This window comes from Janthinobacterium sp. SUN137, from assembly GCF_030587265.1.
GTDB lineage: Bacteria > Pseudomonadota > Gammaproteobacteria > Burkholderiales > Burkholderiaceae_D > Janthinobacterium > Janthinobacterium kumbetense.
The window spans coordinates 613,974-627,642 of record NZ_JAPWHZ010000002.1 but is presented as its reverse complement, the minus strand read 5'-3'; the positions used below and the strand labels follow the sequence as shown (position 1 = coordinate 627,642).

Here is a 13,669-nt window from a genome sequence, read left to right as displayed (position 1 = left end):
GATTAGCTGCGGTGCTAGATGTTCCGACATCTCTTCTGTTTTGTGAGGATGACGAACTGGCAATAGTGATTGGTGGCTGGTACAAACTCCAGGAATCGGAACGTCAACGATTTCTAGCGATCGTTCGCACGAGGAGTAGCGGTAATGTGCAGCCAACCAGACGCCTGCGTCAATAGGGGATGTGTTCAGCAACTCTCTTGCCAGAAGACATAGGGCGGCCGGGAGCTGCACTTATTATTAAGATGGGCGGCTCTTCATACACCAATATCAACATTGGGATTCGAAGAGTTTTTAACTTTAAAGGTTAAATTGGAGAACGTCTTCAAACACCTTATTTCTCGCTCTTGCATCTTTAATTAGTGAAGCTGCTGGCATTACATATAAATGCAGCGGAACTGCATTATCACTTCCAATATTAAAATCCTGATAAACAACACGTTCTTTAAGAGAAAATATATCCTTATAGTTCGTTTGTTTGAGTTCACGATAAAATTCATCATCCACATCTACTATTGAGAAAGCAAAAACCTCCATCACGGTCGGAATTTTTTCAGAAAGCTCACTTGCGTATAGGCGGCATTGTGTAAGAGATTTTGCATTCTCAAATATGTCTGCACCAGGTTTCTTAAACTCAATTACCACAAGTTTATTGGGTTGATTTTCATTATCTTTTGAAAAAAATGCTGCCACATCCGGTTTTCGAAGTTGTTTTGATTCGAAACTACTATTTACGTCCCTGATAATCTTGGACAATGTTTCATCACTGTAAATACTAGAATAAGATAAAAACTTATCGTCCACGAGCCATACGTTGTTTTCACGAACTTCATTACCATTAATCCGCTTTGGCAAAATTGCTTGGTGGATTGCATCCTCAGCACTACCAGCAGGCATGTTTGCCAACGAATCGATAATAAGCGCCCGGTGAACTATATAACGTGCCAGGTCATCACTTGCAAGATGCGAAATATCATCTATAGAAACTATTTTTCCGCTTACTAAGTCATCGACGAGTTGGTCTTCTTTTTTTGCCTGTTGCATTCTATAATTACGTACAATTTCATCAGCATCAAGAAGAGCAGCCTCGCCTCCCAAAGACTTTATATTGATGAATGGATAGTATTTCCGCAATTTTTCAATATTTCCTTCTTTAAACTCATCAATTCCACTTTCATCAAGCTGGCTGATCATTCCCATGCATTCATCGTGAATTCTTGGCAATAGTTTATCTCGACTAATTGGAGATACAAGGTCAACATCCCCTTCAGTCTTTGGAATTTCCAAGCGCTGCCGCTCTATATTAGAACGGCGATTAAAATAATTCGACGTGACAAATATCAAATGCCGGCAAACATCAAATTTTTTACTAATCGAATATTCCTCAACGCATAATTCATCTGCGCATAGCATTGCCACAATCCCCTTACGTGGAGGTTCGTCTTTAAATAGGTAGCAAGCGAATTCTTCGTTTTGAATATTAAAAGATTTTGTGGCTAAGGCTGTTATATCTTTTCCACAAAAACTATAGCTTTCGGGAAATGATTGCTGCGAATTGTGAGCAAATCGAATTTCGATATTCTCTGACTGTTGCGATTTCAAAAAAAGTAAAAGACGAAGATCATCACAAATAGAATTAATTAGTTTAGTAACCTGGGTGTTAATTTGATCCTTTAAGTCATCTAGGACAATAGAAGTTCTTTTCGCACCAGACGTTGTAACCCTCTGAACGTCATTAAGACTAAAATCAGGCGTATAGTCGAACTGGATAAATTCATCGACCAGCTGGCTCTCAATCTTTACCTTTTTTGCAAACTTAAGAAAAGACAATCGACCGACACCCTTGCCTCCTATACTATCCTTATGTCCAGTGCAAATCTCATCAAAATATTGTAAATTATCGATGGTAAAGCCTTCACCGTCGTCAATGATTGACACTCGCTCTAACACTCGCCGTTCATCTGAGCCAGCAAACATTTCTTGATTTGGCGCAGAAAAAGTCAAATCAACGCTAACAACCCTAGCCCCGGCTTGAATCGAGTTGGTGATTGCCTCTCGCACCACATCGCGGGTCGCGATCCCAGCCTTATAGTGCTCCGCAATGAATTTCCGAAGGTTAATTTTAGCCATGTTGTTTCATTTTCAAGGTGGAGCGAGAGGATTTACTTTAACACTAAAATCACGTAAAAGAAAAAACATTACCAATTTAATTAAACAATGGACGGCAGGGTTTCAATAATCTTCATCGTTTCCACGCTAACGCGGATAACGCGCTTAATTAACTTCAAAATATAGGCCGGATCGTTATTTTCTCGACACCAATCATTGGCATCGTTGCGAATTCCATTATCTTTATCCGTGTAATCTTGATAGTGTTCCATTACCCATTCAACAGCACTTTTACCATTAACTACATATTCATATGCTTCATCAGGAATTTCCTTGAGAGTGATTCGGCTATTGAAAACTATAATACTTCTCTCTTTTTCGCGGCCACCTTTAGAAGCAAAGCGCATCTTATCAACACGATAGTAAGCAAAATCGTTTAGATCGCCTTTTTCCTTAGCATCTTCAACTACTGGCCACTCCTCGACAGATTCATAGTTCAGATGCAACGCAGCAAGACTTCGGCCGGCATTCTGGAAAGCCTGAAAATTTGGCGCAAATGGCACACGAGGGAGTACCTTTTTTAAATCGGAAGAATATTGTTCTCGATATTCAGGAGAATGCAATACACCGTAAACATAATAAAAAATATCTTCCTTTTCAATACTTTGATCAGAATAATGTTTCCTAAAATTTTCTAGTGCTGCACTAGAAATCCCATCTCTCCTGATATACCCATCAATTTCATTGTCCTTGGAACCTTGCTCAAACTCAAAGCCTGATTGTCTTTGCTTCCCATCGGCCTTTTCATACCAATAGAGCGGAAAACATTGTCCATTCGATAGTGTTTGAACATCAAAAATAAGGTTGCTGATTATGCATGAAAAATCTTTATTCCCTCCTGAACCGGTCGCCTGAATCGCCAAATTTTTTGGCACAGGCTTAGGATAAAGTTTTTCTTTATAGTATTCGTTAAACTGTGGATCGTAATAAATCCATGACTGGCAATATGGTCGATATGCAACCTTGCCGAGCTTCTCTTTATCAAATACGCCCACTCGGCCTCTGACAAGGTGTGCTATTAAACTACGAGTCCACTTAATTTTATTGGGACTGGCGTCGATCAACTGGCCAGCCACCTTCTCCTTATCTTTGGAGGAGCCCTCAATTTGAACTGCATTTCGATGCAATACCAGCTGATTGTTGTAAAAATCAATCATCCTCTCCATACTTTGTGCCAGAACCGTCGGACTAGCGTTGTATGCCCAGTTGTCCCGATTCGTTTGAACTCCACTGGACCGGAGCATGAAAATTGCATCAGGAGCATCATTCAATGGAACAAAGGAACCGAAGTCACCACTGCGTTGATTGATCCAGTCATGGTGCTCATTCGGTTCAATAATTTGCCATGGCACAGACTGGTGGTTTCCCAAGCCGGTAATGATCTCAAGCTTTTGTTCACGGCTCAGATAATCGCCTATATCATGGTAGCGAATGGTCGCAGGGCCGCTATACCCCTTCCTCTTGACAAGAAGTGTGATCGCTACGGGTGTGCGCGATCCTGCATCAAAAACGTTTCCAGCTTCCTTGCGGCGAAGCTCTCCCTGGGTACGTGCATTGCCACGTAAATTGAATACGTAGACGTCCGAAAATTCGTCTCGTAGAGACCTTCGGAATCCATCCATGGTGTTACCATCGATCCAACCGCCGTTCGTTACAAAGCAAACAACCCCTTCCTCCTTAATTCGATCAGCGGCCCACCTGAATGCACGTATGTAAGAGTCATAGAGACTATTTTTGTTAGTCGAGCTCGAATGCGCGGCATAGGTCGCCCCGATGCGGCCATCGAGCTTAGGGTAGCTTAAGTTTTGGTTGTTCTCGCCCGTGTCGTCTTGGCCGACCGAATAGGGTGGATTTCCGACAATTACGTGAATATCGCGTTCTTTCTGCTGATCTGCTCGCTCATGGTTCTCAGGCAATCCTTCGTCAAGGTCACCTGTTTGCGGCTCGTTCATTTGGAAAGTGTCAGTCAGTACGATGCCTGGAAATGGTTCGTAATCCTGCCCCGTAACGCGGTGGAATGACTCCTCGATATTGATTGCAGCGATGTAGTAAGCCAGCAGCACAATCTCATTGGCATGTAGCTCGTGGCGGTACTTGTAAGCCAGCTTATCAGCTGGAATCAACCCTGTTTCAATCAAGCGCACTGGGAAGGTTCCAGTGCCTGTGAATGGATCGAGGATATGAACGTTCTGATCCGCAAGGCGGTAACCAAAATGCTCCTGCAACGCGGCGTCCGCACTGCGAAGGATGAAGTCAACAACAGGGATTGGCGTGTACACAATACCAAGACGTTCGACCATACGCGGGAACGCAGTCTTGAAAAATCGCTCATAGAGCTCAACGATGATCTTCTGTCGCCCCTTGGGGTCTGTGATACCAGACGCCCGCTCCCTCACGCTAGCATAGAAGCCCTGCAGCGTCTCGTGCTCCTTATCCAAGGCCTGAGCTTCGAGAATGTCCATGATCTTCTGCATAGACTGCGAAACAGGGTTCTTACTCGTGAAAGCGTAGCCCTCGAACAGCGCATCAAAAACCGGCTTGGTGATGATGTGCTGTGCGAGCATCTCGATGGCATCGTTCTGGCTAACGCTGGGGTTCAGATTCTTACGAACGCCCTTGAGAAATTCGTCAAAGGCCTTCTTACCCTTCGAGTGAGGCTTATCTAACAGCGCGCGGATACGCATCTGGTGGCGGTCAGCGATTTCGGCGATGTCTTTAGCCCAGTCCTCCCAATAGCGACGATTGCCGCACTTGTTAACGATCTTGGCAAACATAGCGTCCTGCCATTTACCCAACTCGATTGGATCGAAGGCAAACCCGAGTTGATCAGGCACCCTGTCGGTTTTGTCGTTGCCACCACCGACGCCGATGACATTGACGATCCCGTTCGCTTTACCGGTTAAGTCAATGGTGGCGAACTGCTTGTCGAGTCGATCATCGTGAGCACGCAAGGCATTCAGCACTTGCCAGACCACGCGATACTTCTTGTTGTCATTCAGCGCGGTCTCAGGTGAAGTGTCTTTACGGATGCCTATAGGCAAAATCACATAGCCGTATTTCTTCCGGCCAGCGGGGTCTTTACGCATTACTCGGCCAACCGACTGCACCACATCCACCACCGAGTCGCGCGGATTCAAGAAGATGACGGCATCGAGAGCGGGCACATCGACGCCTTCGGACAAGCAGCGGGCGTTGGTCACGATGCGGCAGACTGGCTCATCAGTGCCAATGTTACCCTTCAGCCACGACAACTTTTGATTACGCTCAACCACGTTCATAGTGCCATCGACATGCTTGGCTTCCAGAGCGGGCAAATAGTCAATCTCATCACCGAGGTCATTAGATACTCGCTCGAATTCAGCGGTCAGCAGCTTGGAGTGTCTGATGGACTGCGCAAAGGCGATGGCTGTGCGCATAGCCTTTGGGTCTGCGCTGATGTCCATACCATCCTCTGCCGCGACATGCTTGCCCAAGCCGTTCCAGCATCCGACGATCTTCACAGCGTCGTCAAGCTTGAGTCCATCGCCACTATCGGCGATCCGTTGGTTCAACACCTGACTGACGTGCAGCTCATCGACGGCGATAACCAGAACCTTGTAGTCCGACAGCAGGTCTAACTTGACGGCCTCATCAAAGCGAAGCCGATGGAACACAGGACCGAAAGTGGTGTCATCGTCCATCGAGAACACTTGCACGTCCGACTCTTCTGCCTTGTTCTTGCTGGCTTCGGCGTAGATACGTGGAGTCGCTGTCATGTAAAGCCGGTTTTTCCCCTTGATATAGTCATTGTCATGTACGCGCAAGAATGCGGAATGATCTTCGCCCGGCGCCGTATATCCCGCAGTGCGATGGGCTTCGTCGCAGACCACTAGTTCAAATTCAATGCCAGTCTTTTGCTGGGCCTGATGCACTACGTCGATGGACTGGTAGGTCGAGAAAATTACGGTCACGGCCGTAGAGTCCTGCGTCTCGGTCAGCGACCTGGCGAGTTTGGTAGCATTGGTCGTGGCAGGATAAGCCAGCTCGTAGATACGAATATCTTCTTCGTTGCGGCTAACCGCGCTATCGGAGCACACAGCAAAACAGCGTAGTGGCACGCTGGCGTCGGCCGTCCATGCTCGCAGCGTTTGAGACAGCAGCGCAATGGACGGGACGAGGAAGAGGATGTGCTGGCCCGGCTTGACCATCTCCTGGGCAACAATCAGCGAGGTATAGGTCTTGCCTGTGCCGCATGCCATGATAAGCTTACCGCGATTACTGGTTTTGAAGCCCTTGGTCACGTTAAACAACGCGTCGCTTTGATGCTCACGCGGTTCTTTCTTGGGTAGTTTTCTCAGCTGATCAGGCTGGTCAAGCGAGAACTGCGACCAGTCAATTGGAGCTGCATCCAAGTCCTCCAAGGTCATCAACTCGACCGGGATGGTCTGATTTTCCAGTGCATCGGCCGCGTGCTTGCTCAGATTGGCCGTGGCCATAATCATACGCTGCGTGAATCCGCCTTTGCCAGAGAGTGTGAAGAAGTTACCGAGGTCACCCAACGGGATAGGAGAGTCATAGAACTTGCACTGGATCGCGCAGTACCCCTCTCCTTCTCGTAACTTGGCCACCAGATCAATGCCGGTATCTGGAGCTTTGTAGCCCAAGACCTCACGATGGGGCCAATCCTTCCACATCCAGACGTCGGAGAAAAGGGCGACATATTGAGGATCAAGTTTGAGATAAGCCCGCATGAGGCGTTCAAAGCGGTCGCCAAGATCGCGGTTGAAAGCAGACTGGTCTCGATACTGTTGGAGAATGGTTCGGATCATGGTTTATCTTCAATGGCTGCGCCTCACCCGCGTCATCCTTGCGTGGTGCGACTTGTAAATGGTTGTTCTCGATACGCCATGCAGATCAGCGATCCATCCGATGGAGGAGTGTTTAGGCGCCCCAACTCGTTGATCCCTCTGATCCGCGTTTCACCGAGCAGGGATTTCAGCCGCCAGGACCAGGGCGTTAGGGCGACAGGCTCTATCCCAGGAGAGGCCGCTTCAGGCTCGGTTCTATTCGAATTCGGCAAGCATGGTAACGATATGTAAAGTCAGATTACCCGCTGCATACTTGGAGGCAATTTTAACAGTCAAAACACAATCTGGACAGCTCGACAACCATCCTTATTTATTGCTCGCCCCCACCACCAAATGATCGCGTCTAAAAGTAGAATTTTCCAAATTCAGATTTTTGAAAGAATGTAATGGACGCCTCCCGCGTTTAGTCCACAAAGCAAGAAAAAGCGCTGAGACTTGAAATAGAGAACTCTCTATGAAAGGATGCCGCGCAAAGTTGCGTTAGGTAGTAATTGCGTTGACAGACAGGTCAGACTGGGATCCACTAAACCTGAATGCAGTACTGGGCTTAGAAAAGCCCGTTGAAAGAACGTGGTATGGATCAGCGAATTTCATCAAGGCCGACGGTGTCGCCGTAAATAAAGGGCCGGATATAGAACTGCGACTTACCAATTCTGAACATACCCAATCTACCTTGCAAAAGGGAGGCGTCCATATAGTTCAGCATGAAGGCGGCCTGAGCAGATCATTCAGGCGCAACAACCAGATTACTACCTCAGGGTATATTGCTGAGGTATGATCAGGGCTAAAGATAAGCGTCCAGGTTACAGGATTGAAATCGCGTCGTTCAACAACTTGGCACTCAAACTTGTCGCGAAAAAAACAGTCCCACGAAACCCTCACTTACTGACAGCCCACAATAGCTTGCCAATTTTTTTTAGTCCACAACCATGCGCAAAGCCCCCCTGGCATGAAAAATGTTTCAATGTACCCAATCAATGAATACATCCTCAGGTACACTAGAAAATGTTCAAGTTGACACTTTTTGTATAATTCAAGAGTATAAATCCAAGACATCAGCCAACGTGTACAACCAAATCTTCTTCACCAACGTCCTGCGCGTGCTCGACGAACTGGGCATCTCCAAGAACGAATTGTCCGACCGTGCGGGCATGTCGGTGTCGTTCCTGTCCGACCTAACCAACGGCAAGGCCAACCCCTCGCTCAAGATCATGGAGTCGATCGCCAAGGCCCTCGACGTCGCGCTTCCTGCCCTGCTGGAAATTACCGACCTGGACCAGGAATCGCTGGACATGCTCGCCGGAGGCAAGGCGCCGAGCAGCCTGCCTCCCGGCTATGTGCGCGTGGCAGCCGTGCTCACGGAATACCAGGCGTTCCAGGTACGCCAGTGGAATGATGCGAACCGCAAGCATATCGCTGGCGCCAAACCGGAAGACGGCTGACGCCAGTTAGCGCCCAAGGCGCAAAATGCGCCGGAAATCCATATCCTGCGTGAAATAGTCAAGCAATACCCGCATTAAACACCGAACTCATCAAGAAATTTGCCGATAGGGTTTGCGCTAGGTCTAATTCAGCCGTTTTTTTACGATATATCCTTTGCATATGCGGCATGGCATAAATGCAACAGGGGTATACCGATCATGGCTGAAACCGAAGATTTTTCCACGCTGAAGGACCGGGCCCGGCGCAAGCTGGAACGCGACATGGGCCCGCTCCTGATGGCCGCGCTGAACGATCCGCGCACGGTGGAAGTCATGCTCAATGCCGATGGCAGGCTGTGGCAGGAGCGGCTCGGCGAACGCATGCAATGCATCGGCACCCTGCGAGCGGCGCAGGCCGAGGCCATCGTGAAGACTGTGGCGGGCTACCATGGCAAGGAAGTCACGCGCGGCAAGCCCCTGCTGGAAGGCGAACTGCCGCTCGATGGCTCTCGCTTCGCCGGCCAGCTGCCCCCCGTCGTCCCCTCGCCCACCTTTGCCATCCGCAAGAAGGCCGTGGCGATCTACACGCTGGACGAGTATGCCGCTGCCGGCACCATGACCGCGCACCATTGCGACGTCCTGCGGCAGGCGGTGGCCGGCCACCGCAACATCCTCGTCACGGGCGGCACCGGCTCCGGCAAGACCACGCTGGTCAACGCCATCATCAACGAAATGGTGGCCTGCGATCCCGGCGAACGCGTCTTCATCATCGAAGACACGGGGGAAATCCAGTGCGCCGCCGAGAACTTCGTGCAGTACCACACCTCCTTCGACGTCTCCATGACGGCCCTGCTGAAAGCCGCGCTGCGCATGCGTCCTGACCGCATCCTGGTCGGCGAGGTGCGTGGCCCCGAGGCGCTGGACCTGCTCGATGCCTGGAATACGGGCCACGAGGGCGGTGCCGCCACCCTGCACGCGAACAATCCGGCGGCGGGCCTGGTGCGCCTGAAGTCACTCATTACCCGCAACGCATCGGCCCCGGCCGACATTGAGCCACTCATCGGCGAGGTGGTCCACATGGTCGTGCATATCGCCCGTACCCCCGCTGGCCGCCGCGTGCAGGAAATCCTCGAGGTTTCCGGCTACGCGGACGGCCGCTATCTCACCCATCTACTCTGAGGAGCTCCCGATGCTTACATTCCTGCCTGGCCCGCCGGGCCCCATGCACGCCAAGGCGCAGGTCTGGCTTTGCGCGGCCGTCATCGTGCTGCTGTTCCTGTCCTTGCCGTACCAGGCCCATGCCGCTGCCGGCACCGGCGGCTCGCTGCCCTATGAGAGCTGGCTGGAAAACCTGCGCAACTCCGTCACCGGCCCCGTGGCATTTGCACTGTCCATCATCGGCATCGTCATCGCCGGCGGTGTGCTCATTTTCGGCGGCGACCTGAATGGCGTCTTCCGCACGCTGATCTTCATCGTGCTGGTGATGGCGCTGCTGGTGGGTGCGCAAAACGTGATGAGCACCTTCTTCGGGCGCGGCGCAGAAATCGCTGCGGCAGGCGACATGCTGCGCGGCGCCATCCGCCATGCCGCACTGTGCACCGGCACGCGGATGGCATAGCCATGGCCCTGCGCGCCATCCCCATCCGCCGGGCAGGCAACCGGCATAACCTGTTCATGGGCGGAGACCGGGAACTCGTCATGTTTTCCGGCCTCCTGGCCTTTGCGCTCATTTTCAGCGCGCAGGAACTGCGGGCATCGGTGGTGGGGCTGCTGTTGTGGACGGGCGCCCTCTTCGCCTGCCGGCTGATGGCGGCACACGATCCGCGGCTGCGCCAGGTGTACCTGCGCCACCGCCGCTACCGGCGCTACTATGCCGCGCGCAGCACGCCCTTCCGCGTCAATACGGGCAGCCAGGGGAGGCAGTACAAATGACCGAGACGATTTCCATCGCCATGGCGGCGTGCGGCTGCCTGATGCTGTCCATCCTGTACGCGCGCATCCGTGCGGCTGGCGCCGGCATGCGGCTGAAAAAGCACCGCTCGCGCGATGCAGGGCTGGCCGACCTGCTGAACTATGCCGCCATGGTCGACGATGGCATCATCGTCGGCAAGAACGGCGCCTTCATGGCGGCCTGGATCTACCGCGGCGGGGACAACGCCAGCAGCACGGAAGAACAGCGCGAACTGGTCTCCTTCCGCATCAACCAGGCCCTGTCGGGGCTGGGCAGCGGCTGGATGATCCACGTCGACGCGGTGCGGCGGCCCGCGCCCGGCTATGCGCCAGCAGGCCTGTCCCACTTCCCGGACCCGGTGTCCGCCGCCATCGATGAAGAGCGCCGCCGCCTGTTCGAAAGCATGGGCACCATGTATGAAGGCTACTTCGTCCTCAGCGCCACCTATCTGCCGCCGCTGCTGGCACAGAGCAGGTTCGTCGAACTGATGTTCGACGACGAAGCGGCCACACCCGGCCACAGGGCGCGCACTCAGGGCCTGATCGACTACTTCAGCCGCGAGTGCGCCAGTATCGCGTCGCGCCTGTCGTCGGCAGTGGCGCTCGAGCGTCTACGCGGCACGCAGGTCACTGGCGAGGATGGTAGCAGCGCCACCCATGACGCCCTGCTGCGCTGGCTGCAGTTCTGCGTCACCGGCATCAACCACCCCGTCGTCCTGCCCCGCAATCCCATGTACCTGGATGCCGTCATCGGCGGCCAGGAACTGTTCGGCGGCGTCGTTCCCCGGATTGGCCGCAAGTTCATCCAGGCCGTTGCCATCGAGGGCTTCCCGCTGGAGTCCACGCCCGGCATCCTCACCGCGCTGGGCGAGCTGGCATGCGAGTACCGCTGGTCCTCGCGCTTCATCTTCATGGACGCCCACGAAGCGGTCAGGCACCTCGACAAGTTCCGCAAGAAGTGGCGGCAGAAGATACGCGGCTTCTTCGACCAGGTATTCAACACCAGCACCGGCCCCGTCGACCAGGATGCGCTGTCGATGGTGGCTGATGCGGAGGCGGCCATCGCAGAGGTCAACAGCGGCCTGGTGGCGCAGGGCTACTACACCAGCGTGGTAATCCTGATGGACGAGGACCGGGACAGGCTTGACGCTGCCGCGCGCCAGGTCGAGAAAGCCATCAACCGCACCGGCTTCGCGGCGAGGGTGGAATCGGTCAATACCATGGACGCCTACCTGGGCAGCCTGCCCGGGCACGGCGTGGAAAACGTGCGGCGCCCGCTGATCAACACCATGAACCTGGCCGACCTGCTCCCCACGAGCACCATCTGGACAGGACTGGACAAGGCGCCCTGTCCCCTGTATCCGCCGCTGGCGCCCGCCCTGATGCACTGCGTGACGCATGGCGACACGCCGTTCTGCCTGAACCTGCATGTGCGCGACCTGGGCCACACATTGATGTTTGGTCCGACACGCAGCGGGAAATCGGCGCACCTCGGCCTGATCGCCACGCAGCTGCGCCGCTACCAGCGCATGTCGGTGTATGTGTTCGACAAGGGCATGGCCATGTATCCGCTGGCCAAAGCCATGGGCGGCAGCCACTACACGGTGGCGGGCGACGGCGACAGCCTCGCCTTCTGCCCGCTGCAATTCCTCGCCACGCGCAGCGACCGCGCCTGGGCCATGGAATGGATCGACACCATCCTGGCCCTGAACAATGTCGACACCACGCCCGCCCAGCGCAACGAAATCGGCAACGCCATCATGAGCATGCATGCTAGCGGCGCGAAGACCGTGTCCGAATTCGCGCTGACGATCCAGGATGAAACCGTGCGCCAGGCGATACGCCCCTACACGGTTGACGGCAGCATGGGGCACCTGCTCGACGCCGAGGAGGATGGCCTGTCGTTGTCCGACTTCACCGTGTTCGAGATCGAGGAGTTGATGGGCATGGGCGAAAAATATGCGCTCCCCACCCTGCTGTACCTGTTCCGCCGCATCGAGCGCAGCCTGCTGGGCCAGCCCGCCGCCATCATCCTCGACGAGGCATGGCTCGCTCTGGGCCACCCGGCCTTCCGCTCCCGCATCCGGGTCTGGCTGAAAGTGCTGGCCAAGGCCAATTGCCTGGTGCTGATGGCCACGCAAAGCCTGTCCGACGCGGCCAGCTCGGGCATCCTCGACGTCATGGTGGAATCGACGGCCACCAAGATTTTCCTGCCCAACGTGTATGCGCGCGACGAAGACACGGCGGCGCTGTACCGCCGCATGGGCCTGAACGCGCGCCAGATCGACATTCTCGCCACGGCCATCCCGAAGCGCCAGTACTACTATGTCTCCGAGCACGGACGCCGCTTGTACGACCTGGCGCTCGGGCCGCTGGCCATGGCCTTCGTCGGTGCCACGGACAAGGAGTCGGTGGCGGCTGTCAAGGCGCTGGAGGCCAGGCACGGCGCTGCGTGGACCGGCGCTTGGCTGGCCAGCCGGGGTCTGAACCTAGACGACTATGGAGGAGCAGCATGAACCTTGCCCGCATATTCAGATCGCTGCGCACGGCAGGAAGCCGCAAGGCGCCCGCACAGGACGGATTCCTTGACGGCGGGCGGCGCAGCGGCGAAAGCGACAATCCCTACCTTTCCGCGCGGCGCACCTGGAATGACCACGCAGCCCAGGCCGCGTCCTCGCGCCAGGCCTGGCAGCTGCTGGCCGTGCTGTCACTGCTGGTCGCCCTCGCTGCCGTCGGCGGCATGGTCCATGTCGCCAGCCAGTCCCGTTTCGTGCCCTATGTGGTCGAGGTCGACAAGCTGGGCCAGCCCGTGGCAGTGGCCCCGGCGCAGCAGGCAGCGACAGCCGACCAGCGCGTGGTGCGCGCCGCCGTCGCCTCTTTCGTGGGCGACGCGCGCCTGGTCACGCCGGACATCGCGCTGCAGCGCAAGGCCGTCTACCGCCTGTATTCGATGCTGGCGGCAAATGACCCGGCCACCGCCAAGGCCAACGAATGGCTGAACGGCACCGATGAAAGCAGCCCGCTCAAGCGGGCCGCCAGGGAAACCGTCAGCACCGAGATCATTTCCGCCCTGCCGCAAACGGCCGATACCTGGCAGGTGGACTGGACGGAAACGGTGCGCGACCGCCAGGGCGTATTGAAGACGCCGCCATTCCGCATGCGCGCGCTGCTCACCGTGTACACCGTGGCCGCCACGCCGCAGACCACGGAAGAACAGCTGCGCAACAACCCGCTGGGCATCTATGTCCGCGATTTTTCTTGGGCAAGACAGCTCTGAGGAGGCCA

At 54.3% G+C, this 13,669-nt stretch carries 8 protein-coding genes; 6 read left to right on the top strand and 2 right to left on the bottom strand.

The window, feature by feature from the left end; all coding sequences use genetic code 11:
- Positions 1 to 297: 297 nt before the first annotated feature.
- Together O3298_RS10975 and O3298_RS10970 are read right to left on the bottom strand one after the other, a co-directional pair.
- On the bottom strand, positions 298 to 2,127 hold the full coding sequence (locus O3298_RS10975) for an ATP-binding protein (protein WP_305059341.1): 1,830 nt from the start codon (positions 2,125 to 2,127) through the stop codon (positions 298 to 300).
- 80 nt (positions 2,128 to 2,207) lie between these two features.
- Positions 2,208 to 6,974 carry a type ISP restriction/modification enzyme gene (locus O3298_RS10970; protein ID WP_305059340.1) on the bottom strand — a complete coding sequence of 1,589 codons (4,767 nt, stop codon included), beginning with the start codon at positions 6,972 to 6,974 and terminating at the stop codon, positions 2,208 to 2,210.
- Positions 6,975 to 8,077: 1,103 nt separating this feature from the next.
- Between O3298_RS10970 and O3298_RS10965 the strand changes: the two genes are divergently transcribed.
- The 6 genes from O3298_RS10965 to O3298_RS10940 all read left to right on the top strand — a co-directional run bounded on the left by O3298_RS10965 (position 8,078) and on the right by O3298_RS10940 (position 13,661).
- Positions 8,078 to 8,455 (top strand): transcriptional regulator, encoded by a 378-nt coding sequence (locus tag O3298_RS10965; RefSeq protein ID WP_305059339.1) that lies wholly within the window; start codon positions 8,078 to 8,080, stop codon positions 8,453 to 8,455.
- A 198-nt stretch (positions 8,456 to 8,653) separates the two neighbouring features.
- A complete protein-coding gene (gene trbB / locus O3298_RS10960; RefSeq protein ID WP_305059338.1) occupies positions 8,654 to 9,613 on the top strand; it encodes a P-type conjugative transfer ATPase TrbB in 960 nt (319 codons plus the stop codon).
- Between the two features lie 10 nt (positions 9,614 to 9,623).
- A complete protein-coding gene (trbC, locus tag O3298_RS10955) occupies positions 9,624 to 10,052 on the top strand; it encodes a conjugal transfer system pilin TrbC (protein ID WP_369811546.1) in 429 nt (142 codons plus the stop codon).
- A 2-nt stretch (positions 10,053 to 10,054) separates the two neighbouring features.
- Complete coding sequence (locus O3298_RS10950) at positions 10,055 to 10,366, top strand: conjugal transfer protein TrbD (RefSeq protein ID WP_092605191.1); 312 nt, start codon at positions 10,055 to 10,057, stop codon at positions 10,364 to 10,366.
- On the top strand, positions 10,363 to 12,900 hold the full coding sequence (locus O3298_RS10945) for a VirB4 family type IV secretion/conjugal transfer ATPase (RefSeq protein ID WP_305059337.1): 2,538 nt from the start codon (positions 10,363 to 10,365) through the stop codon (positions 12,898 to 12,900). Before O3298_RS10950 ends, O3298_RS10945 begins: the two co-directional genes overlap by 4 nt.
- Positions 12,897 to 13,661, top strand: coding sequence for a VirB8/TrbF family protein (locus tag O3298_RS10940; RefSeq protein WP_305059336.1), 765 nt, complete (start codon positions 12,897 to 12,899; stop codon positions 13,659 to 13,661). Before O3298_RS10945 ends, O3298_RS10940 begins: the two co-directional genes overlap by 4 nt.
- Positions 13,662 to 13,669 lie beyond the last annotated feature (8 nt).

What these genes read in the sequence shown, in the direction of transcription:
- O3298_RS10975 (WP_305059341.1), bottom strand. Translation starts at nt 2,127, where the DNA reads ATGGCTAAAATTAACCTTCGGAAATTCATTGCGGAGCACTATAAGGCT.
- O3298_RS10970 (WP_305059340.1), bottom strand. Translation starts at nt 6,974, where the DNA reads ATGATCCGAACCATTCTCCAACAGTATCGAGACCAGTCTGCTTTCAAC.
- trbB (WP_305059338.1), top strand. Translation starts at nt 8,654, where the DNA reads ATGGCTGAAACCGAAGATTTTTCCACGCTGAAGGACCGGGCCCGGCGC.
- trbC (WP_369811546.1), top strand. Translation starts at nt 9,624, where the DNA reads ATGCTTACATTCCTGCCTGGCCCGCCGGGCCCCATGCACGCCAAGGCG.
- O3298_RS10950 (WP_092605191.1), top strand. Translation starts at nt 10,055, where the DNA reads ATGGCCCTGCGCGCCATCCCCATCCGCCGGGCAGGCAACCGGCATAAC.
- O3298_RS10945 (WP_305059337.1), top strand. Translation starts at nt 10,363, where the DNA reads ATGACCGAGACGATTTCCATCGCCATGGCGGCGTGCGGCTGCCTGATG.
- O3298_RS10940 (WP_305059336.1), top strand. Translation starts at nt 12,897, where the DNA reads ATGAACCTTGCCCGCATATTCAGATCGCTGCGCACGGCAGGAAGCCGC.